At 71.9% G+C, this 22,420-nt stretch carries 18 protein-coding genes; 8 read left to right on the forward strand and 10 right to left on the reverse strand.

What is annotated here, in order from left to right:
* Positions 1-35 precede the first annotated feature (35 nt).
* Positions 36-518 carry an MSMEG_0572/Sll0783 family nitrogen starvation response protein gene (locus ACX9MN_RS05220; protein WP_020091615.1) on the reverse strand — a complete coding sequence of 161 codons (483 nt, stop codon included), beginning with the start codon at positions 516-518 and terminating at the stop codon, positions 36-38.
* Between the two features lie 359 nt (positions 519-877).
* Between ACX9MN_RS05220 and ACX9MN_RS05225 the strand changes: the two genes are divergently transcribed.
* The 3 genes from ACX9MN_RS05225 to ACX9MN_RS05235 all read left to right on the forward strand — a co-directional run bounded on the left by ACX9MN_RS05225 (position 878) and on the right by ACX9MN_RS05235 (position 5,235).
* Entirely contained in the window at positions 878-2,317 is a 1,440-nt protein-coding gene (locus ACX9MN_RS05225) for an aminotransferase-like domain-containing protein (RefSeq protein WP_489723852.1), read from the forward strand.
* A gap of 443 nt (positions 2,318-2,760) precedes the next feature.
* Positions 2,761-4,245 carry a methyl-accepting chemotaxis protein gene (locus ACX9MN_RS05230; protein WP_489723853.1) on the forward strand — a complete coding sequence of 495 codons (1,485 nt, stop codon included), beginning with the start codon at positions 2,761-2,763 and terminating at the stop codon, positions 4,243-4,245.
* 171 nt (positions 4,246-4,416) lie between these two features.
* Complete coding sequence (locus ACX9MN_RS05235; RefSeq protein ID WP_091978477.1) at positions 4,417-5,235, forward strand: hypothetical protein; 819 nt, start codon at positions 4,417-4,419, stop codon at positions 5,233-5,235.
* Between the two features lie 79 nt (positions 5,236-5,314).
* On the opposite strand, the gene ACX9MN_RS05240 is transcribed toward ACX9MN_RS05235, so the two are convergent.
* From ACX9MN_RS05240 to ACX9MN_RS05250, 3 genes are all read right to left on the reverse strand, one after another.
* Entirely contained in the window at positions 5,315-6,028 is a 714-nt protein-coding gene (locus tag ACX9MN_RS05240) for a hypothetical protein (protein WP_489723854.1), read from the reverse strand.
* An 88-nt stretch (positions 6,029-6,116) separates the two neighbouring features.
* On the reverse strand, positions 6,117-7,901 hold the full coding sequence (locus ACX9MN_RS05245; RefSeq protein WP_489723855.1) for a glycosyltransferase: 1,785 nt from the start codon (positions 7,899-7,901) through the stop codon (positions 6,117-6,119).
* Positions 7,901-9,583, reverse strand: coding sequence for a hypothetical protein (locus ACX9MN_RS05250; protein ID WP_489723856.1), 1,683 nt, complete (start codon positions 9,581-9,583; stop codon positions 7,901-7,903). The genes ACX9MN_RS05245 and ACX9MN_RS05250 overlap by 1 nt, the downstream gene beginning before the upstream one ends.
* Positions 9,584-9,756: 173 nt before the next feature.
* On the opposite strand from ACX9MN_RS05250, the gene ACX9MN_RS05255 reads away from it, so the two are divergent.
* Entirely contained in the window at positions 9,757-10,752 is a 996-nt protein-coding gene (locus ACX9MN_RS05255; protein WP_091978474.1) for a glycosyltransferase family protein, read from the forward strand.
* A 32-nt stretch (positions 10,753-10,784) separates the two neighbouring features.
* Entirely contained in the window at positions 10,785-13,988 is a 3,204-nt protein-coding gene (locus ACX9MN_RS05260) for a glycosyltransferase family protein (protein WP_489723857.1), read from the forward strand.
* A 55-nt stretch (positions 13,989-14,043) separates the two neighbouring features.
* Here the strand turns inward: ACX9MN_RS05260 and ACX9MN_RS05265 are convergent, their stop codons facing one another.
* Positions 14,044-15,138 carry an aldo/keto reductase gene (locus tag ACX9MN_RS05265; RefSeq protein ID WP_489723858.1) on the reverse strand — a complete coding sequence of 365 codons (1,095 nt, stop codon included), beginning with the start codon at positions 15,136-15,138 and terminating at the stop codon, positions 14,044-14,046.
* A gap of 95 nt (positions 15,139-15,233) precedes the next feature.
* Here ACX9MN_RS05265 and ACX9MN_RS05270 point away from each other — a divergent pair, with 95 nt between their 5' ends.
* Entirely contained in the window at positions 15,234-16,145 is a 912-nt protein-coding gene (locus tag ACX9MN_RS05270; RefSeq protein WP_489723859.1) for a LysR family transcriptional regulator, read from the forward strand.
* A 53-nt stretch (positions 16,146-16,198) separates the two neighbouring features.
* Here the strand turns inward: ACX9MN_RS05270 and ACX9MN_RS05275 are convergent, their stop codons facing one another.
* Entirely contained in the window at positions 16,199-17,077 is an 879-nt protein-coding gene (locus ACX9MN_RS05275) for an SDR family oxidoreductase (protein ID WP_489723860.1), read from the reverse strand.
* A gap of 122 nt (positions 17,078-17,199) precedes the next feature.
* Between ACX9MN_RS05275 and ACX9MN_RS05280 the strand changes: the two genes are divergently transcribed.
* On the forward strand, positions 17,200-18,090 hold the full coding sequence (locus ACX9MN_RS05280) for a LysR family transcriptional regulator (RefSeq protein ID WP_489723861.1): 891 nt from the start codon (positions 17,200-17,202) through the stop codon (positions 18,088-18,090).
* 52 nt (positions 18,091-18,142) lie between these two features.
* Here ACX9MN_RS05280 and ACX9MN_RS05285 read toward each other — a convergent pair whose 3' ends face one another.
* The gene (locus ACX9MN_RS05285) at positions 18,143-19,096 is read right to left on the reverse strand and encodes a LysR substrate-binding domain-containing protein (protein ID WP_489723862.1); all 954 of its coding nucleotides are present in this window, start codon (positions 19,094-19,096) and stop codon (positions 18,143-18,145) included.
* A 108-nt stretch (positions 19,097-19,204) separates the two neighbouring features.
* Here ACX9MN_RS05285 and dsdA point away from each other — a divergent pair, with 108 nt between their 5' ends.
* Entirely contained in the window at positions 19,205-20,494 is a 1,290-nt protein-coding gene (gene dsdA / locus ACX9MN_RS05290) for a D-serine ammonia-lyase (RefSeq protein ID WP_489723863.1), read from the forward strand.
* Positions 20,495-20,609: 115 nt separating this feature from the next.
* Here dsdA and ACX9MN_RS05295 read toward each other — a convergent pair whose 3' ends face one another.
* The 3 genes from ACX9MN_RS05295 to ACX9MN_RS05305 form a co-directional block, all read right to left on the reverse strand.
* Positions 20,610-20,861 carry a PilZ domain-containing protein gene (locus tag ACX9MN_RS05295; RefSeq protein WP_020091601.1) on the reverse strand — a complete coding sequence of 84 codons (252 nt, stop codon included), beginning with the start codon at positions 20,859-20,861 and terminating at the stop codon, positions 20,610-20,612.
* A 117-nt stretch (positions 20,862-20,978) separates the two neighbouring features.
* A complete protein-coding gene (locus tag ACX9MN_RS05300; RefSeq protein WP_020091600.1) occupies positions 20,979-21,284 on the reverse strand; it encodes a hypothetical protein in 306 nt (101 codons plus the stop codon).
* Between the two features lie 291 nt (positions 21,285-21,575).
* Entirely contained in the window at positions 21,576-21,863 is a 288-nt protein-coding gene (locus tag ACX9MN_RS05305; protein WP_489723864.1) for a hypothetical protein, read from the reverse strand.
* Positions 21,864-22,420: the final 557 nt, after the last annotated feature.

A 22,420-nucleotide genomic window follows, 5' to 3' on the forward strand; every position in this document is an offset into this window, starting at 1 on the left:
GTCGCGCGCGGCCGCCGGGGGCGTTGGCGCGGTCGTCAGACGGTCCAGGTGTCGATGATCACCGCGTTGTCGCGCTTGTGCAGGAGGATGCAGTCGAGCACGTCGAGGGGGTTGATCATGCGAATACCCTCGATGAAGGCCGCCTCGCTGTGCCCATACAGGGCCTGTGTCGAGAAGCGGCAGGCGTAGACCTTGCCGCCCTCGGCCATGAACTTCTCGAGCTGGTTGTTGAAGTTGAGATGGCCCGGGAACGCCTCGTCGCCGAGCCGGGGGAACCCGCGCTGGACCCCGAGGGTGATGCCCGGGCCGTAGAGCAGGATCGAGGTCTCGAAGCCCTTGCGCTGCAGGCGGGTGGCCTGGAGCAGGTTGACGAGGCCGATCGAGCCCTCGAACGCGACGGTGTGGAAGGTGACGAGGGCCTTCTGGCCCGGTTCGGCCTTCACGTCCTCGAAGACCTTCTCCTCGTAGTCGACCAGGACGTCGCCCTTCTTGTGCGGCTCGCGGTTCACGGCAGGCATTGCTCACGCTCCTCGATGGTCTGACCCGCGGCAGGGGGTGCTGCGCACGTTCAGACAGTCGGATGGCAAGCCATGTGCCAGATCGGAGCCGTCAGGAATGCATTCAATAACGCGCCCTGCGATACATACAATGATGCGATCAATTGAGCGAGGTCGATCCGCCCAGATCTACTCGACGACGCACAATTCATCATCAGGATTTGCGCACGTCGTCGCCAGATGACGCGCGCTTCGGCGACGAGTATTGTACGCATTGCACGCATCGGTCGCGCCGTGATAGGCCGTCACGCGCCCGGTACGGCGCTTGCAAGCCATACAATCGATCATTGATCGGTTTTCAGGTCGCGGGTGCTGGACGGATGAAGGCTGGCGGGCGGGGAGGACGGTCGGTCGACCGGGGCGACGCGGCCGGTATCTGGACGCCGGACCTCAGGCGCTGGGGCAAGCCCCATTACCTGGCCATCGCGGACGCGCTGGCGGACGACATCCGGACCGGCCACCTGCTTCCGGGCACGCGCCTGCCGACCCAGCGCGCGCTCGCCGCCACGCTCGACCTCAACTTCACGACCGTGTCCCGCGGCTACGTCGAGGCCCACAGGCGCGGCCTGATCGAGGGCCGGGTCGGCCGGGGCACCTTCGTGGTCGACCCGGCGGATGCCGCCCGCACCGCTGGGCCAGCCCTTCCCCGGCGGCCGGGACCGGTCGACTTCACCATGAACCTGCCCCCGGAACCCGACCTGCCCGGCCTGCGGGCCCGCATGCGCTCGTCCTTCGCGGAGCTCTCGGGCGATCTCGCCGACCTCCTGCGCTACCAGGGCTTCGGCGGGACGGAGGCGGACAAGGAGACCGCGCTGCGCTGGCTCGCGGGTCGCGGGATCGCGGCGGCGCGCGAGCGCCTGCTGATCTGCCCCGGCGCGCACAGCGCCCTGTCCAGCATCCTGGGGCAGGTCGCGCAGGCGGGCGACACGATCTGCGCCGAGCGCATCACCTATCCGGGCATCCGGACCCTCGCGGCGCACCGGGGCCTGCGCCTCGTCGGCCTGCCGATGGACCGCCACGGGCTCGACCCCGACGCCTTCGCGGCCGCCTGCACGCGGGGGGCGCCGAAGGCGCTTTACCTCAATCCCCTGCTGCAGAACCCGACCACCGCGACCCTGTCCCGCGCCCGGCGCGAGGCCGTCATCGCGACGGCCCGCCGCTACGCGGTCACCATCATCGAGGACGACGCCTACGCGCGCATCTGCCCGGCACCGCCGCCGAGCTTCGCCGAACTGGCGCCCGAGATCACCTATTACGTGGCGGGCGTCGCGAAGTGCCTGGGCGCCGGCCTTCGCCTCGCCTTCCTGATCGCCCCGAACGCGCGGGCCGCCCTGCCCCTCGGCGACGCCCTGCGCGCCGCCACCGTGATGGCGTCGCCGATCTCGACCGCGCTGACGACGCGCTGGATCACGGACGGGACGGCGGACGCCATCGTGGATTTCGTCCGCGCCGAGTCGGCCGCGCGCCAGAGCCTCGCGGCCGCGCTGCTGCCCTCCGAGGCCTACGTCGCGGACCCGCACGCCTTCCATGTCTGGATCACCCTGCCGGCGGGATGGACGCGCTCGGCCTTCGCCAGCCAGGGCCGCGCGGCGGGTCTCGGGGTGGTCGGCAGCGACCCCTTCTGCGTCGCGGGGACGCCGCCCGAGGCCGTCCGCCTCTGCCTCGGCGGCCCTTCGACCCGGCAGCAGATCGCCCACGGGCTGGAGAGGCTGGCCCACGCCCTGGACGGCTCGCCGGCGCTGGCCTCGACCTACATCTGACGGAGCCGGCTGCGTCCCTTCGACCGCGGGCGTCGGGTCGGTCGAATCGTCCCGGCGCGTGGCATCCAGCCTCATCGAGTCGCGGTGCGCCGATCCGGCAGCGAAGACCAGAAATCCTATTCTACGTTAGCATATGAACTTCCGTGCAACCTGAGAGCATGACGGCACCGGATCTCGGCGTCGAAATCCGTACCCTCGATTGCATAGTTTACCGGCACTGAGATCGAAGATTGCGTAAAAATTTACTCCTCTGGTAGTTTTGCACTATCTCACACCCCCTCAATCTCGAACTATTGTGCCGTTCAGATTTAAGTCATCGTTCACGATTGTGCGCAATCATTATGCGAGGCCGTCATGCCGTGACAGTAAATCAGCGGCAGATCCCAAGAAGAACCGCGTGTTCGCACTCGGGATCCCCGGCAATGACAAGAAGGGATGGGATCATGCTCGGCGCCCTGCGCGGTCGTGAAGGTCTGGCGGCGAAATTCGACGCCCTCGACCGCTCACAGGCCGTCATCGAGTTCGAGCCGGACGGCACCATCATCACGGCCAACGCCAATTTCCTGACGATGATGGGCTACGCCCTGTCCGACATCCGGGGCCAGCGCCACGCCCTGTTCGTGGAGGCGGCGCACCGGGACAGCCCGGCGTATCACGCCTTCTGGGACGCCCTGCGGCAGGGCACCTGCCAAGTGGCCGAGTTCAAGCGGATCGCCCGGGGCGGCCGCCACGTCTGGGTGCAGGCGAGCTACAACCCGGTGCTCGACCGCGCGGGCCGCGTCGTGAAGGTCGTCAAGTTCGCGTCCGACGTCACGGCGCAGAAGCTGCTGATGCTCGACTACGCCGGTCAGATCGCGGCGCTGCACCGGTCGCAGGCGGTGATCGCGTTCGATCCGACCGGCACGATCCTGGAGGCCAACGGCAACTTCCTCGAGACGATGGGGTATCGCCTGGAGGAGATCCGGGGCCAGCACCACGGCGTGTTCGTGGACCCGGCCGAGCGGTCGAGTGCCGGCTACCGCGCGTTCTGGGAGGGCCTTGGCCGGGGTGAGTTCGCGGGCGGCGAGTTCCGCCGCATCGCGAAGGGCGGCCGTGACGTCTGGATCCAGGCGACCTACAACCCGATCCTCGACGCCAGCGGCTGCGTCCTCAAGGTCGTCAAGTTCGCCGCCGACATCACCGCGCAGGTCCAGGAGCGCCACCGGCGCGTCGCGGCGCAGCGGGCGATCGGCGTCGACCTCGACGCGATCGGCACCGCCGTCGAGGGCGCCAGCCGCCGGACCGCGGAGGCCGTCGACCTCGCCGGGCGGGTGTCCGGCGATATCCAGAGCGTGGCCTCGGGCGCCGAGGAACTGTCGGCCTCGGTGGGGGAGATCAGCCAGCAGGTCAGCCACGCGGCGCGGATGGCCGGCGAGGCCGTCGAGCAGGCCCGGCACACCAGCACGATCGTCGAGGGCCTGAGCGGGCAGGCGGCGCAGATCGGCGACGTCGTGACCATGATCCAGGGCATCGCGGCCCAGACCAACCTGCTCGCGCTCAACGCCACGATCGAGGCGGCCCGGGCGGGCCTCGCCGGCAAGGGCTTCGCGGTCGTGGCGTCGGAGGTGAAGGCGCTCGCCGAGCAGACCGCCAAGGCCACGGATCAGATCCGCGACCAGATCACCACGACGCAGGCCACCACGCGCGAGGCGGTGGCGGCGATCGGCTCGATCCAGGGCACGATCCGGGCGCTCGACGAGATCTCGGCGGCGATCGCGGCGGCCGTGGAGGAGCAGTCGGCGGTGACCCAGGAGATCTCCGGCAGCATGCACACGGCCTCCCGCGGGGTCGGGACCATCGCGGGCGGCATGGCGGCGATCGCGCGGGCCAACGAGCAGGTCGACGCGGCCACCCGCCAGGTCCGGGAAGCCGCGCGCGCCGTCGGCTGAGGTCGCCCGCCCCGGTTCCGGGGGCGCACCGGCGCTCGCGGGTCGCCGCGACCGGTTTCAGACGGGCGGATTCGCCAGCCGGGTGCTTTGGCCCGGACAGGCCGCCCATGATAGCGAGGGCGCGGCTCCGATGCCGGCCCGGGTCGGCGGCGCGACGCGCGGGAAACGACCTTGGCGGCGATTTGGCTGACGGCCCTGATCCGGGCGCTGACCTCAGGGACCGTGGTGGTGCTCGCCTCCGTCCTGGCCGAGTGGCTGGGACCGGTCTGGGGCGCGCTCGTCGTCAGCCTGCCGGTCTCCGCGGGGCCGGCCTACGTGTTCATGGCGATGGAGCACGACGCCGCCTTCGTGGCCGGGGCGGCCCTGAACGGCTTCGCGGCGAACGCCGCGACGGGCCTGTTCCTGATCGTCTACGCCCACCGGGCTGCCGGCCGGGACATGACCGCCACCCTCGGGCCGGCGATCCTCGCGTGGCTCGCGGCGGCCCTGCCGGTCTCGGCACTCACCTGGACGCCGACGACGGCGTTCCTGCTGAACGCCCTGGTCTACGGGGCCGGCGCGCTCTCGACCCGGCACGTCGTGCGCGCGACCCTCGTGCGGAGCGCCGTCGTCGCGCGGCCGCGCCCGCTGGATCTGCTGATCCGCGCGAGTGCCGTCGCGCTGTTCGTCGCGGCCCTCCTGGCGCTGAGTACGGCGCTGGGCCCCGCCAGGACCGGGGTCATCGCCGCCTTCCCGGTCACGATGACGAGCGCCTTCGTCATCCTCCATCGCCGCATCGGCGGGGCGGCGATGGCGCGGCTGGCGAGCGTCGCGATCCGCGGGGTGTTCGGCTTCGGCCTGACCCTGCTGACACTCCACCTGATGATCCAGCCCTACGGTGCCGCGCTCGCGCTGACGGTCGCGCTCCTCGTCTCGCTGATCTACTCGGCGGGTCTCCTCGTGGTGCAGCCCCGTCCCGGTCGGCAGGAGCCCGGCATCGTCACGCGCTGAGGCGCGCCGTCCGACCGGCCCCTCCCCACCCCTCGTCCCGGCGCCGCCGACCACGCGCCGCCGCGGCAGCCGCAGCGCCTCAGACGCGATCGTCGTCCCGCTGCAGGGCCCGCTTGCGCCAGGCCGTGAGCAGGCTGGCGAGCGCGTCGGGATCCAACCCATAGCTGTCCGGCAGACCCGCGTTGCGCCCGATCAGGTGCCGGTTCATCGCCCCGAGGCGCGTCGCGCCGGCGCTCGTGTCGTCGAACGTGACGAGGCGTTGCCCCGAACCCGGCATGGAGACCGGCTCGAACACGCTCACGTCACGCCACCGGACGCGCCGCGCGCGGCCCAGCTGCACGACGGTGAAGCCCGTCTCGTCGAGGTGCAGCGCCGAGCCGCGGATCGCCGTCAGGATGAGGAACGGGACGCCGCCGAGGAAGAGCACGACGCCCGGCCAGAGCAGCAGTTGCATCGCCGTGGAGGGCGCCTCGTGCAGCACCATCCAGAGCGTCACGCCGCCGAAGCCGGCGGCCATCAGGGCCAGGAACAGGAGTTTCCGCACCGAGGCGCGCAGGATCACGGGGCCGGGGAACTGCGCCGCCAGCGACCCCGCCGACCGGCTCTCGGATTCGAGCAGGTCCGGCCGCAGCTGCCACACGGCGACGGCCGCGCACACGCCGAAGAACACCGTCGTCGTGACGCCGCCATCCGCGCCGGTGGCGATCATCCCGAGGCCGGCGGCGACGAAGAGGAGGCTGATGCCGAGCAGCAGGACGTTCCGGCCACGGTCGCCGCGCGCGAGTTTCAACACGATCGCCCCGCCCTCCCGCGACGCCGATGGCCGGTGTGGCCACCCGATTCCGAGACGCGACCATACAGGCCGCGCCGCGAGGCGGCGATCACGCGCGCCGCGCCGTGTGGCCGCTCTCACCCAGCATCGCCAGCACCTGCGCGGCCCCCTCCTCCGGCGCGATGCGGGACGTGTCGAGGAGCGGCACCCGCAACTCCTCCGCGAGCGCCCGATAGCCGGCGATCCGGGCCTCGGTCATGTGCTCCGACGGGTTCGGGACGCCGCGCGCGACCATGCGGGCGATGGTGGTGGGACGGTCGGCCCAGCACATGACGGTGAACGGGCGCGGCTCCCAGCCCGGACGGAAGGCCGGCGAGAGGAGCTGCGAGGCGGTGAACCAGTGCCGGTCGAACACGACCGGTCCCGGCGGGGCGTTGGCGATCGCCGCCGCCACGGCCGCGTGCGCCAGGTCGTCGGCCAGCACGTGCTGCCCCGTCCGGGCGAGGTGGACCAGGATCGCGCCGACCGGACCGCTGAACGGGTTGAGCACCGTCGCGCCGAGCGCCTCGGCGACGTGCCGCGCGATACTCGACTTGCCGGAGCCGTCGAGCCCGTCGACCGCGAGCGCGATCCGCGAGGCCTGGGCGGACTTCTGCTGGGCCCGCGTCAGGTTGGAGGGGTAGATGCGCCCCTCGCGCCGGCCGTGCTCGAGGTAGTGCAGCTGCCCCTGCCACGCGTGCTCGAACAGCGCCGCGAGGTCGGCGTGCAGCCGGATATAGCCGAGGGCGTCGAAATCCTCCGGCAGGGGCCCGTCCCGGCTCGCGAGGTCGGCGAGGCGCAGCGCGGTCTCGCGCGGCGGGCCGGACGGGCGCGCCGCATCGGTCCGGCCCGCCCGCAGCGCGATCGCCTCCGCGACGACGGCGAGCAGGCCGTCCGCGTAGGTGTCCCAGTCGAGCGCCCGGATCCGCGCCCGTCCCGCCTCGGCCCGGGACGCGGCGCCGGCCGGATCGGTCGCGATCCTGTCCACGGCCTCCGCGATGGCCGCGCCCAGCGCCGCGTCCGGACCGTCCGGCACCACCAGGGCCGTGACGCCGTCCTCGGCGAAAGCCAGCGTGCCGTGCACGGTCGCGACGAGCGGCGTGCCGCAGGCCATCGCTTCCGCGGCCGGGTTGCACCAGCCGGCATGCGCCTCCGCGCTGCAGAACGCGTCGAGCCCGTGATACCACGCGGGCAGGTCGGCCTCGGGCAGCGGCCCGTGCACGACGAGGCGGCCCGACGCCACCAGATCGGCGCGCGCGCCCACCAGCCCCCAGTCCGGCCGTCCGAACCAGTGCAGGGCCCACGCGTCACCGAGCCTGTCGAGCGCCGCGAGCTGCGCGGCGGGGCGCTTGTTGGCGATGCCGCCGAGCCGGCGCCGGTCGCCGCGCGCGAGCGGCGAGACGGGCGGCGCGAACAGCCCGCTATCGACCGCACCGACGAGGCGCCGCCACGGCAGGCCGAGGGCCTGGAGGGCGGCGTCGTCCCAGTGGTCGTTGTTCGCCACGACGAGGTCGGGCGCGAGGGTCCGCGTGACGCGCGCGTAGGCGTCGCGCCGCACCGGCGCGTTGAGGAGGTGCTGGATCCGGGCGCCGAAGTTCGGGGCCCGGAGGTCCGCGAATCCCTCGATCGTGGCATCCGGGAATCCGCCGCCGGGCACCATGACGGCGTCCCAGCTCCCGCGCGCGGCGTCCTCGCGGTGCAGGACGGGCAGCCGCGTCTCGAACCCGTCCTCGCCGGTGCCCAGAGTCAGGTACGCGAACGCGTGACCGCGACGCGCGAGCACCCGCCCGACCCGCTCGAACCGGAGCAGGCCGCCCGTCAGCGCCAGGTGGTCACAGGCGACGAGCAGCCGCATCACGGGGTTCCTCTGATGAGACGCAGGAGGCGAAGGGACAGGCGGCTGCCGTCGCCGGCCGAAGCGCGGCGGGCGTCGAGGGTGTCCTGGAGGTGGTCGCGCGCGCGGTGCATCTCGGCCGCGTAGGCGATCACGCGGTCGGTGCGGCGGACGCTCTCGCGCGCGGCGGCCTCGTGCGCGGCGGCGTCGGCGGCGCGCGCGGCGCGCAGGGCCGCGTTCTCCTCGAGCAGCCGCGCGATCTCCGCGGAGGCCTCCGCGAGCGCCGCGCGCGGATCCGCGTCGATCCGGGTCTCAGTGCCGACCGGCAGGCGCGTCGCCGCCGCCCAGTCCAGGCCGCGCTCCGTCACCCGGTCGCTGACGATCGTCTGGAAACGGCTTTCCCGGGCCAGCCGGTCGGCGAGCTGCGCATCGTCCAGAGCCAGCCCGAGTCGCGGCAGCAGGGCGCGCAGGGCGTCCAGAAGGGTCAGCGTGGACGGCCCGCCGGGACGCCAGTCTCGTGCATCGGTCAGCGCGTTGACGAGTCCCCGCACGGCGAGGTGGCCAGCGTCCAGAGGGCCCCCGAGCTCCCATTCCAGGTCTATGAACGTGCCGTCGGCGCCCGAGACGAGATTCTTCGGGATGGCGTCGAGGGCCGGTCCCGGGAGGATCGTCTGGGTCTCGAGCAACGCTCCCGCCGCGAAGCGGCGTGAGACGGCTTGAAGCCACGTTCCGGCCCAGGCGGCGACGGCGTCCGGGCACCAGCCTTCCCGCGCCAGCCGCGCCTCGAGGACTTCAGACCAGAGGGAGCCCGGCACGTAGGTCTCCGACGGCAACAGGTTCGTGACGCCTCGAACCGCGGCGGGAAGGTCGGGATTCGCGCGCGCGCGGCGCACCGCGATCTGCGACCCGGCCTCCGCGAAGGTCACCAGCCGCTCGAATTCCGGCCGGCGGCGCAAACCCGCGTGGATCGCCAGCCGGTCGTCCGGCGGCAGCGGCTCCGCCGATGCCGCGACCACGAAGGCGGGCGCCAGATCGCCGATGAGCCCCTGCTCCGCCACCGTGGCCCAGGCGCGCCGCGGCGAGAACAGCGCGCCCGCGCGGGCTGCCGGATCCGGCCCGGCCGCGCCGATGGCGAGCATTCCGGGATCGAACCCGCCCGGCCGTGCGAGGCCCCGCTCGGCGATGAAGCTCACGGGCTCCTCCCGCCCCGGGAACGGGAACCACCATTCCTGATAGGCCAGGCCGCGGGCCTGCAGGGACCGTTTCAAGCCTGCCCGCGTGGGCAGCCGGAGGCCGTCCGACCTGAGGCGTCCCTCGAGGCTCGGGAAGCCGCGCTGCCCCACCGTCTCGGAGCCCGCAGCGAGTCCGTGAAGCGAGAAAGCGTTGTCGATGACGAGGATCAGCCGCCCGCCGGGCCGCAGCCGTTTCTGAGCCCAGGCGATCGTCGCGTCGAGCGCGTCCCGGCCCCCGTCGTCGCGACACGACAGCAGCCCCGTCAGCACGACGCCATCGAAGAGCGTGGAAGCCGGCAGGTCGGCGCCATCCGCAGTGGTGACGAGGGTGGCGTCGGACGCCCAGCGCGCGCGGTTCCCCGCGTCGGGCTTCGGGCCCAGCAGCAGGAGCGTGCCGGTCAACCACGGCAGGAAGGGGCGCAACGCCTCGGCGCAGGGCTCGCGCGGCGGGTGCGGCGCGCCTATTGCCACTTCATCCCGTGCCATACTTCCTGATTGCCAACATTGAATTGCCCGAAATTACCCAATCGCCAAGTCGTTGGGGGAAATTAATCGACGAAATGGACATGCGACAGTTGCGTGTCTACTTACAATTGGCATTAACCTGCAATTAAAACTGGCCCGTCTCGCCGAGGTCACGAGGGATGAATTTCGTCAGCGCGATCTCGTTGGCCGGGCCGCACGTCCTGGTCACGAGCACCTTCCCCGATGCGCTCAACAGGAATCCCGGGATCCGGAGCGATCTGGCCGACGGCTTCGCCGAACTGCTCGGCGCCGAGCGCGTCAGACACACCCCTCTGGAACTGGCGGTCGCGGCGGTCCGGGCGACCCGGCCGGATGTCGTGATCGCGGTCGGAAGTCTCGTGCCTGACCTGGCGGATCTGCGCGCGCTTCGGCGCGCCGCGGACGCCGTGGGTGCCGTCCTGATCTTCTGGCTGACGGACGACCCGTACGAGTTCGACTACGCCTTCAAGGCGGAACTCTACGCAGACATCGTCGTGAGCAACGATTCCTGGGCGGCGCAGCACTACCGGCACCCCGACGTCCACCACCTGCCGCTGGCCGCGGCGCCCGACCGGCATTTCCGGCCGATCGCCCCGGTGGCGGAGCGGGAGACAGTCCTGTTCTTCTGCGGCGTCGCCTACCCGAACCGCGTCGCCCTGATGCGCCGGATCGACGATCTTCTGTGCCGGCACGTCGTGGAGATCCTGGGCGCCGAGTGGCCGGACACGCTCCGATGCGCGGTGAACCGCCGCCTCACGCCGGCGCAGATGGCCGACTACGCCGCGGCGGCGCGGCTGACGCTCAACATCGGCCGCGACCTCGACGTGGCCAATCGCCGGCTGTCGCTCCCGCAGGCGACGCCGGGACCGCGCACCTTCGAGGTCGCTCTGTCGGGCTCGGCGCAGCTGTTCTTCGTCACCGGCCTGGAAATCTGCGCGCATTTCGAGCCGGACACGGAGATCCTGCTGGTGGACGGCGCGGCCGATATCGCGCGCGCCATCGAGCGGTCGCTCGACGAGCCCGCCGCGATCGAGGCGATCGCGCGCCGGGCGCAGGCGCGGGCGCTCCGCGAGCACACCTACCGGCATCGCGCGGCGCGCCTGCTCGATCTGAGCCGCCTGACGGTCCCGGCCTGATCACGCCGCCGCTGAGACGGACGAGACCGCGCATGTCCGACCTGTCGATCCTGCTGCTCGACACCGAGCCGCAGACCCACAACCGCTACCTCGTGCTCGCCATCGCGGACGCGCTGCGCCGGCATCCCGCGGTCGGCCGGGTCCATGTCGGCGGGCACGGCGATGCCCTGGCCGCCTTCGTCGAGCAGGGTCTCGACACGCTGATCGCTTTCGGCGGCGCGCGGGCGCACGCGCCCCTGGTCGGTCGCCTCGCGGGGCTCGCTCGGACCAGCGTGCTCTGGACCACGGAGGATCCGTACGAGCGCGAAGCGAACGTGCGCGGGTCCGGGGTCTTCGATCTGGTCTTCACGAACGACCTTGCCACGGTCCCGGCCTACGGAGGCCGGGCGCACCACCTCGCCCTCGGCGCCTCCTCGCTCTTCCACGATCTCCCGGTTCTCGAGGACGACGCGCGCTACCGCTACGATCTCCTCTTCATCGGAACGGCGTGGCCGAACAGAATCGCGACCCTGAACGCGCTCTCGGCCAAGCTGCCGCGGGACGTGAAGTTCAAGCTGGCGCTGCCGTGGAACGCGCATATCGGTCCGCCGGAGCTGGAGGACGAGGCGCTCGTCACGGACTGGCGCTGCGGCAACCGCGACTTCGCCCTCCTGGCGAACCGCAGTCGCGTCGTGCTCACTCTGCCCCGGATCTTCTCGGCGGCGCGCGCCGATCAGGCGACCGGTTCGACGCCGCCGCCGCGGCTGTTCGAGACGGCGCTGGCCGGCGGCTACCAGGTCGTGGTGTCGCCCGAGCCGGAGACGGCCGCCTACTACACGCCGGGCGCCGAGATCGCGCTCTGCGACGACGAGGCCGGTGCGGTCGAGGCGATCCTGACGGCCCTGACCGAACCGGAGGCCCGCATCGCGCGCGCGCGCGCCGCGCAGGCACGGACCCGCGCCGAACACCTCTACGACCATCGCGTGGCGACGATCCTGGACGCGGTGATCGACCGGCGCCGGACGCAGACGCGCCGGCCGCCCCTCGAACCGTCAGCGCCCCGCACGGTCCTGATGCTCACCCACAACCGGATGGGGCATCGTCCCGGCGGCGGGATCGAGGTCTATCAGGAACTGCTGACCGAGCTCGGCGAGCCGTACCGCGTCCTGTTCCTCTTCTCCGTCTTCGGCGACGGGCGCTGGTCGCTCCGGCTCGAGGGCCCCGGGATCGCGGAGAGCTTCGCCTGCGGTCCCGTCACGCCGCCGCTCTCGACGGACCCGTTCGTGGAGGGGATCTTCCAGAGACTGCTGTTCGAGCATCAGGTCGACCTCGTCCACATCCATCACCTGATGCACGTCCCGCTGTCGCTGCCGCTGATCGCGCGGGCCTGCGGCATACCCACCGTCTACCACCTGCACGACCATTTCCTGATCTGCGAGCGCTGGCTGCTGCTCGATCACACCGGCCGGTTCTGCGACGTCGTCAATCGCGGGGCGGACCAGTGCGACGCCTGCCTGGTCTCGGGAAACCAGTATCCGCCCGGCTCCAAGGCGCGCCGCGACGGCATGATGACCCTGGTGACCGACGCGATCGACGCCTTCGTCACGAGCACGCCCGCCACGGCGGGGTACCTCCGGCGCTACTTCCCCGGCATCCCCGCCGACCGGATCGTCGAGATCCCGATGGTGGCGCCGAACACCGCGCCGGCCGGGGCGCGGCCGGTGTCCAGGCGCAGGCGCGACGGCGATCGGCTGACCGTGGCGATCCTGGGCAATCTCGCGGCCCACAAGGGCGGTCAGCAGGCGATCGACCTGATCCGGAGCTGCGAGGCCTATCCCATCCATTTCAAGGTGATCGGCCGCATCGACGACCCGTACCGCGAGGCGGTCACGGGCTTCGGACCGGATCAAGTCACCGTGACGGGCGCCTACGAGCAGCACGCGATCGGCGGCCTGCTGGCCGGCTGCGATGTCTCGCTGCACCTCTCGACCTGGCCCGAGACGTTCGTCATCGCGCTGACGGAGGCGTGGCAGGCGGGCCTGGTCCCGATCGTCGCCGATATCGGGGCCCTGGCCGAGCGCGTCGAGGACGGGGTCGACGGGTTCAAGGTCCCGCCGGACGATGCCGGCGCCGTCCGCGCGCGCCTCATCGCGCTGCACTACGATCGCGCCCGCCTCGCCCGGATGCAGGCCTCCATCGGCCGGAAATCCTTCCCCGACACCGACGGCCACCTTGGGTCGGTCCGCGCCCTCTACGAGCGCCTGATCGGGGCGCGGCCGCTGCGCCACGGACGGGTTCCCAGCCACCTGCGGCACGGTTTCGACCTGCGGCTCGAGACCCTGGGATACCGGACGAACGCCGCCTCCTGGACCAGCGCGGCGATCGCGTGGGACGAGGCGGCCCGCGCGCCGGAGGCGTCGCCCGCCGTGACGGCGGCGGCGCGCGCGCGCCCGGTTCCGGAGCTGCCCGACGCGTTCCGGCGTCTGACGCTGAGGCCGGTCCGGCGCAGCGAGTGCGGCTGGAGCCTCGACGTGCTGCGCACGGACGAGCGCCTGAACCGGAGCCTGGATCTCTCGTCGGTCGTCGCGCGGGCCTCCGTGTTCCTGCGCGGCTGGCTGCACGTCTCCGGGCCGGCGCCGAAGGCGATCTACCTGCGGCTGACGGGTCGCACCGGGACATCGTGGGTCGCCCTGCAGAGCGATCTCCGTCCGGACGTGGCCAAGTGGTACGGTGAACCCGCTGCCGCGACGTCCGGCTTCACCGGCCAGATCGACGTCGCGGGGATGTCCTTCGGACGCTACGCGCTCGCGATCGTCCAGATCGCCGACGGTAGCCTGCGCATCCTCGAAGACGTCGCCTCGATCTTCATCGCCCCCGACACCGAGCCGCCGGCGCGCTTCGTTCCGGAGCCGCGCCATCTCGTCAGCGGCCCGCCGCACGTCCCGGATCTGCACCACAGCCTGCCGGATGCCGGCGACGCGCTCCGCGTGTCGCCGGGGCAGCTCTGGGCCGCGGAAGTCGCGTTCCCCGGGACCGCGCCCCGGCTTGGCAAGGACACGCTGGCGGTGTTCCGCGGCACGAACGGTCAGACGTGGCGGGCGCCCGTCCTCAAGATCGACGAGCGGACGGTGCGCATCACCGCCTCCGTCCCGAACATCGATCCGGGCGCCTACACGGTGTCCCTCGCCGAGCCGCACAACAGGACGTTGCGGACCCTCGCGACGCTGTTCCGCACCCAGGTGGCGCGTTCGGAGTGACGGGAATCACCGGCAAGCCCGGTCTCGATCCCCCGAGCCGATCGCGGACGCGGGTCTACCACGCCTCAACCCGTTCACCGCCGAAGATGCGCGACGTCGGCAGCTCGAAGATGAAGTAGGGATTGAGCTGCGGCGGAGCCGCGGCCTCATCCAGGCGGGACTGCTGCTCGGGCGTCAGGACGACCTCGAGCGCGGCGATGTTCTGCGCCAGCTGCTCCGGGCGGCTCGCCCCGACCAGGACCGAGGCGACGCCGGGGCGCCGCGCGACCCAGGCCAGCGCCACCTGCGCCATCGGTCGACCGACGTCCGCGGCGACCGCCCGCAGCACGTCCACCACCGCGAAGTTCGCCTCGGTGAACAGCATGCCGCCGAAGGGATTGTCGCCGTTGAGCCGGCCGTCGCTGCCGCCCTCGGCCGCGTCGCCGGCCCGGTCCGGGAGCGAGCCTGCCGGACCGGCCAGAGCGAGCTTCTCGCGCCCGTACTTGCCGGTCAGCAGGCCGGCCGCCAGCGGGCTCCAGGGCACCAGCCCGAGCCCGAGGGCGCGGCCCGCGGGCAGCACGTCGAGTTCCACGCCCCGGTCGAGCAGCGAGTAGGCGTATTGCAGGCCGATGGGTTCCGGGAGGCCGTGGGCACGGGCCAGCGCGGCGATCTGCGCGGCGTACCAAGCGGGCGCGTTCGAGAATCCGTAATACAGGATGTCGCCGCGCGCGACGGCGTCGGTCAGCGCCCGGAGGACTTCCTCCGGCGGCGTGGTCCGGTCCCAGACATGGGTCCAGTACAGGTCGATCCAGCCGGTCCTGAGACGGCGCAGGGAGCTCTCGAGACCGGAGCGGATGTTCCGCGCGCTGTTGCCTCCGGCGAGCGGCGTCCCCTGCGCGCGCGGAAAGCCGGACTTCGTCGCGACGACCAGGCGGTCGCGCAGACCGCGCGCCGCGATCAGGTCGCCGAGCATCGTCTCGCTCGCGCCGCCCGCGTAGACGTCGGCCGTATCGAGGAAGTTGCCGCCCGCTTCGACGTAACGGTCGAAGATGGCCGCCGAGACCGTCGCGTCGCTGCCCCAGCGGGCGGCGCCGAAGGTCATGGTCCCGAGCGCAAGGGGGCTCACGGCCAGACCCGAGCGTCCCAGGGTTCGATAGTGCCTCAGATCCATCGCCGCACCTCACTGTTGAGGACTGGGACGTAGTCCGCCGTAGGGATCGGGATTAGCAGTGCTATTCCGCATGCGTCTGTGAGCAGAGTTCAGGAATGCGGCGCGGCACCCTCGACGATCTGGCGGCTTTCGCGGCGGTGGCGCGCCATCGCAACTTCACGCGGGCGGCCGCGGAGATGGGGCTGTCGCCCTCCGCGCTCAGCCACACGATGCGGGCTCTGGAGGCGCGTCACGGCGTGCGCCTGCTGGCCCGCACCACCCGCAGCGTCGCGCTCACTCCGGCCGGCGAGCGGCTGCTGCGGTCGGTCGGCCCCGCGCTCGAGGACGTCGCGCGCGGGCTCGACGCGCTGGCCGAGTGGCGCGGCGCGCCGTCGGGGCGGCTGCGGCTGACGACCTTCGCGTACGCCGCGCGGGCGATCCTCGAGCCCAGACTGCCCGCCTTCCTGATCGATTACCCGGCCGTCTCGGTTGAGGTGATCGTGGACGACCCCCTGACCGACATCGTTGCCGCCGGCTTCGACGCCGGGATCCGCTTCGGCGAGACGGTCGAGCGCGACATGGTGGCGGTCCGGGTCGGACCCGACCTGCGCACGGTGGTCGTCGCGACCCCGGACTACTTTGCCCGCCATCCGCGCCCGGAGAGCCCGGCTGACCTGGAAGCGCATCGCTGCGTGAACTACCGGCTCGTCGGCGGCGGCGGGTTGCTGCCCTGGGAGTTCGCCCGCGACGGCCGCGAGATCCGGGTGCGCGCGGCCGGCCAGCTCGTCGTGAACGATGGCCGGCTCGCGGCCGCCGCGATCCGGGCCGGTGCCGGGCTCGGCTACATGCTGGAGGACGAGGCGGCCGACGACCTGGCCACGGGCCGTCTCGTCCAGGCGCTGGACGCGTGGTGTCCGTCGTTTCCCGGCTGCCACCTCTACTACCCCGACCGGCAGGTCACGCCCGCCCTGCGCAGCCTGATCGACGCGCTGCGGTGGCGGGAGGCGTCGCCGCCTCCCGGCCCGTGAGACCGTGCCCGCGTGACAGTGCCCGTGAGACCGTACCCGCGGGGCCTCCCCGCTCAGGCGCCCCGCCAGTCGCGGGCGACCTCACCCGCGAAGTCGCGGTAGCTGCGCGGCTTGCGGCCGAGGAGCCTCGCGAAGTCCGCAACCTCGGCCTCGGCCGCCACGGCGCCGTCCTCCTGGTAGCGGCGCATCATCACCCGCAGGTCATAGGCGAGCCAGGCGGGAGCGAAGCTCCGGAGCCGCTGCTCCAGCGCGTCGAGATCGTCTCCTCCGTAGCGGACCGCGCGCCCGAGCGCCTCGGACCAGATCTCCGCCAGGGCGTCGCCCGTCAGGGCGTCCGGCCCGACGACGTCGTAGGTCTCGGCCGGAAGACGGTCGGCCGCGCGCTCGCGGCGCAGCAGCGCGTTGGCCGCCGCCTCGGCGATATCGCGCACGTCGACCATCGAGACGCCGGCCTGCCCGAGGGGCACGGCATACAGGCCGGCCCCGAGGAGCGGCTCCTTCTGGGCGAGGTCGTTCTGCATGAAGTAGGAGGGCCGCAGCACCGTAGCGGGCAGGTCGAGGGCCGCGATCATCCGCTCGACGGCGTGCTTGCCGGTGAAGTGCGGGGCATCGACGAAGGCCTCGCTCTTGAAGACCGAGAGGTAGACGATGCCGCGCACGCCCGCGTCGCGGGCGAGGCTGAGCGTCGTGATCGCCTGGGTCAGCTCGTCCGGCGCGTTGGCGACGAGCAGGAACAGGGTGTCGACCCCGACCAGCGCCACGCGCATCGCGTCGATGTCGGCGGGATCGCCGCGGACGGCCTCGACGCCGGAGGGGAATCGCGCCTTCTCGGGCGAGCGGGTCAGAGCGCGCACGGCGGCCCCCTCGGCGACGAGATGATCGATGACGGCGGAGCCGATGCGGCCCGTGGAACCGGTGACGAGGATGGTCATGGCGGATCTCCTGGATGCGGGGCGGCCCCGAGCGGGCCGCCGATGACCCGAAGATGCGCCGTTCCTTTTCTGAGCCATAGTCGGCAAGATCGGGACTGGGTGTCCCGGATCTGGAACAGCACATGGACCTCGCGGCGCTCGCCGACTTCAATCTCGTCGCCGGCCACGGCGGCTTCGGCCGCGCCGCCCGGGCGAGCGGGCGGCCGAAGGCGACGCTGTCGCGGCGCGTCGCCGAGCTCGAGGCGAGTCTCGGGACGCGGCTGATCGAGCGGGGCGAGCGCAGCCTGCGCCTGACCGAGGCGGGGGCACTCCTCCACGCCCGGACTGGGCCGCTGCTCAGCGAGATCGCGGAGGCCGGCGCCGTCGTCGGTGGCGGCCTCGACCGACCCCGTGGGCGGCTCCGGGTGAGTGCGCCGCTGCTCCTGTCCGACACGCAGCTCGGCCGCGTCGCCGCGGACTTCGCCCGCGCCTATCTCGAGGTCGAGCTGGAGATCTCCGCCGAGGACCGGTTCGTCGACCCGATCGAGGAGGGTTTCGACGTGATCATCCGGGTCAATCCGAAGCCGGACGAGCGCCTCGTCGGGCGCTGTGTCCTGCGGGACGAGCTCTGGCTGGTGGCACCGCCCGAGGTCCCGCGTCCCGAACCGTCGGCCGGGACCGACGCGGCGACCGTGCCGGCGGCGGTGCGCTGGACGCCGCGTCAGGACGAGACGTGGCAGGTCCATGACGGCCGGACGCGCCGGTCCTACGCGCCCGTGCCGGTCCTGCGCCTGTCCTCGCTGCCGATGCTGCGCGACGCCGTGGTGGCGGGCGCCGGCGCGGCGCTGCTCCCGCGCTCGCTTGTCGGGGGCGACGTGGCGGCCGGACGCCTCGCCTGCTGGGGCTGGCTGGAGGGGCCGCCGACGGAGCTGTGGGCGCTCCACACGTCCCGGCGCTTGGTCAGTCCCAAGGTGAACGCCTTCGTCGCCCATCTGGCAGCCGCGCTGTCGACGGATCGACCCGCCGGGCGGTAGATCGAGCGTTCGAACCGAAGGGCGCCGAGCGCGGCGCGCGCGGGACGGTGCCCTATCCGCATTCCGCCGCACCGTCCCGACGCGGCGCCTCGGGCGAGCCCGGCGGACCCGCCATCGTCCGGCCGAGCCAGTCCACGAAGGCCGCCGCCGGCCCCGCGGGTGGCAGGGCACGCACGAGAACGAAGTACCGGAGCCCGTTCATGAGGGCCGCGTCGCAGGCGGGCACGAGGCGCCCGTCGGCGCGATAGGGCGCGACGATCAGCGATCGCCCCAGGGCGATGCCCGAGCCGCCGAGCGAGGCGCGCAGCGCCAGTTGCGCGAGGTTGAAGTAGAGATTCCGGACGCGGCCGCCCCAGGGCGCCCCGTGGACGCGTATCCAGCGATCCCACTCCTCCGAGACGCTCGCGGCCGCCTCCCACGGCGTCGCGTCGTGGAGCAGGACGACGGCCCCGCCGGGATCCGCCGCCTCCCGGTAGGCCGGGGCGCAGACCGGGTAGACCGGCTCGGGATGGTCGAAGACGACCGTCGCACCGGGAGGCGGCGCCGGGCCGTACCGGATCGCGACGTCGATACCGGACTGCGCCATGCGTCCCGGATCCAGGTCGTGGGTCTCCCCGAAGACGGCGACGTCGATGTCGGGATGCGTGTCGCTGAAGGCTTTCAGCCTTGGCGCGAGCCATTCCGAGGCCAGGGAGGGGACGCAACTGATCCGCAGCGTCGCCCGGCCCTCGCGCCGTTCCCCCCGGAGCAGGGCCTCGCCCATCCCGTCAAAGCCGCTCCGCGCCGCGGCGAACAGGTCGTGACCCGCGGCGGTCAGCCGGATCTCGCGGGTGCCCCGCTCGAGCAGCGGGTAACCGAGGCGCCGCTCCAGCCGCTGGATCCGCTGCGTGACCGCGCTCTGCGTGACGGCGAGGCGGTCGCCCGCACGGGCGAAGCCGCCCGCCTCGACCAGGACGCGGAAGAAGAACAGGTCGCCGGCCAGGCGCGCGTCGAGCCTCACGGGCATGCCCGATCATAAGCGGGCCTAATAGACCGCACCAGAGAATATAATTGGCCGCATGAGCGCCGCTCGCGCAGGGTCGGCGCGGACAAACCGGGCAGGATCGGGAGCGCCATGGCAGCCGTCGGCGGGATGGAGACTCGACTATCGGGCGACCGGATTCCGGAGGCGGTCAGGCGCGCCAGCCCCACGGTCTGGATGAACCCGGCGCTGGACGCCACCGCGTCCGTCCTGCCCGGACTCGCGACCGGCCGTGCCGACGTGGACGCGGCCGTGGCGCGCTGGCAGCGGTTCGCGCCGCTCCTGGCGCGCCTCTTCCCCGAAGAGGGCGCCGGCCGGATCGACTCGCCGCTCGTCCCGCTGGAAGAGCGCCTGTCCCGTGACGTCCTGGACGGCGCCGACGGGCGCGTGCTGGTGAAGGCCGACCACGCGCTGCCGGTGACCGGCTGCATCAAGGCGCGCGGCGGCGTCTACGAGGTCCTGGCCTATGCCGAGGACCTGGCCGCGCGGGCCGGGCTGCTCACCGAGGGGCGATCCTACGCGGCCTTCGCCGACTCGGAATTCCGCGCCCTGTTCGCCCGCCACGTGATCGCGGTCGGCAGCACCGGCAATCTCGGCTTCAGCGTCGGCCTGATGGGGCGCTCGCTCGGCTTCGCGGTCGAGGTCCACATGTCCCACGACGCCAAGGCGTGGAAGAAAGAGCGCCTGCGCGAACTCGGCGCCCGCGTCGTCGAGCATCGCGGCGATTACGGGGCGGCGGTCGCGGCGGCCCGCGGCGCGTTCGCCGGCCGCGCGGACGCCCATTTCGTCGACGACGAGGATTCCGTCGACCTGTTTCTCGGCTACGCGGCCGCGGCCCTCGACCTTCAGCGCCAGCTCGCGGAGTCCGGGATCGCGGTGGGCCCGGCGCAACCCCTGTTCGTCTACCTGCCCTGCGGCGTGGGCGGCGCGCCGGGCGGCGTCGCCTTCGGCCTGAAGCTCGTGTTCGGTGACGCCGTGCACCCGGTCTTCGTCGAGCCGGTCGCGTCCCCGTGCATGCTGGTCCAGCTCGCGGCCGGTCTCGAGCGCCCGGTCAGCGTCTACGATGTCGGCCTCGACAACCGCACCGCGGCGGACGGGTTGGCCTGCGCCTCCGCGTCGATGCTGGTGGCCCGGACGCTCGAGAAGCTGGTGGCCGCCGTGGTCACGGTGCCCGACGACGCGCTGTACCGCTGGCTCAGGGTGATGTGGACCGAGGCGGGCCTGCGCCTGGAGCCCTCCGCGGCGGCGGGCTTCGCGGCGGCCGGGCGCTTCGCCGCCACGCTGCCCGCGGCGGTCGGCGCCGCGGCCACCCACGTGATCTGGACGACCGGCGGCGCGCACCTCCCGGCCGAGGAATTCGAGGCGGCCCTCGCCCGCGGTTGAGGCGCGCTGGACGTCTTCTCAAAAACCGAGACCGCGCGGCCGCGGCTCCTCGATCGTACCCGATCGCCAGGCGATCCGCGGCCGATTCAAAGTGAGGGCCAGACCCGGCCGTCGCTCACTCCATCAGGTCGGTCAGGGCCCCGATCTCGTCGGCGTTCTTCCAGACCGTCTCGCAGCCGATCACCGTGTCAGTGGCGTCGATCGTCAGCGTGAACGCGGGGGGCACCCGCTCGGTCCCGACGAGCCGGAGGCGAACACCCCACCGCGACATGTCGTGCACCACGCAGGGGATGGCGGGATGGCCGGCCACCGAGATGCATCCGCTCAGGTTGACGGAGACGCGTCGGGCGTTGCGCTGGTTGTCCATAAGTACTCCGCGCTAGAGCGCCGGAGGATAAGCGGCGACCGATCAAGGGCCGGTTTACGAACTGAACTCAATTGCGCCTAAAATTCGCGTCGAGGTGGCCAATACCGAAGTCTCGACCTACCGATTGGGAAGCCACCGGGAGACGAAGGTCAGCGGACGCGACGTGCCGGCCCGGCCGTCGGCATCCGCACGCGCGTCCTCGTCCGGCAGCAGCGACCCGATCAGGCGGAGCAGCTTCTCCCGCTCCTCTCCGGTGAACAGCACGAGGAAGGAACCGAGATCCAGTTGGACCTCCGGCGCATCATCGCCTGGGGAGTGAGAGACGTAGGGCTGTCCGGTCTGGAGGTCGCGCATCAGGGCCCAGCGGTCGCCGCCGACGCCGACATGGAATTCGCGCGCTATCCGTGGGCCCTGTTCAATCATTGCTCATCCCGCACGCCGTCAACGTGCAATTTTCAACGGGATAGATCGTGCAAACGCCTTGCGATATAACCTGGCTCAAGAATTCACAGGTATCGTCGACTGCAGCCCCACCGGCGCGAGCCGCCGGTGGCGGGATGTCGGCGCGGTCTCGGGCTGGAGGTCAATGCACTTGCGGCGCAGGATCGCGGACGATCCGACGCCGGACTGACATGCCCCATCTCCGCGCGGCAGAGGGCGCGTTTTCGGACCGAGAAGGGCGAGCGCTCCGCTCTCGCCCGGTCGGCGCCGGCCCTAGCGATACGCGTGGGGGCGTAAGCGCTCGAAGGCGGCCGCGCAGGCCGTGTCGAAGAGCTTGCAGGGCGGCGGGGCGTCGCTCGGTTCGACGAGCATCGGCTGTCCGCGGATGTCTCCGGTGGCGTGAGCCTGCGAGTACCGTGACCGCGGGTCGAAGTAAGGATCCGAAGTGTAACTGCTCATGAAGGCGCCTCCTGCCGGCATCTCGCTCTCGGACAGCGCCACGCCGGTCTGCAGCGCCAGTGAGAGCACCGAGACCAGGATCAGCAGACATCGTCTGGTCATAGGCCCGCGCCTCCTCGCGCGCACGAGATCGGCAGCGCGGACGCCGCGCTCCGGATGTCCTGGATGTGTTCGACGGGACCGCCGCGGGCGTCAGCGGCCGGTCTCTGCGAGCAGGCCCGCCACAACGCGTGCGCGCTTCGGAACAGCCGCCCGACGGGATCACCGCGTGGCCGCGACTCACTGCCTTCAGCGACGTTGGCGGGTCAGCCCATCTCGACATTCGGAAGATGGCGCAAGCCGACCGCGCACTGCAATCAAATAGGCTTTTCAGCAGTGAAAACGGAATTGATTTGAGAAATTTTCTTTAAAATTCGATGCGCGCCCGTCCGGCCGCGGCCTGGGACGGAGACAGTGCAAGCATCGGATTCGTGCCGCACTTTAGAGATCCGCTGCCGCTTTAAGTTTCTTAAACGCGCTTTATTTTGTCGTGTCGAATTCATTCGAAGAGTGTCTTTGCCAGGACTATAACTTCGGCGTGCCGGGCATTCGCCCTGCCTTCTCTTCGCACACGAGGCTTGATCGGCTCCCAGTCCACGCGGGCACCCCGCGGGAATGGG

The organism is Methylobacterium sp. 1A, assembly GCF_058072805.1.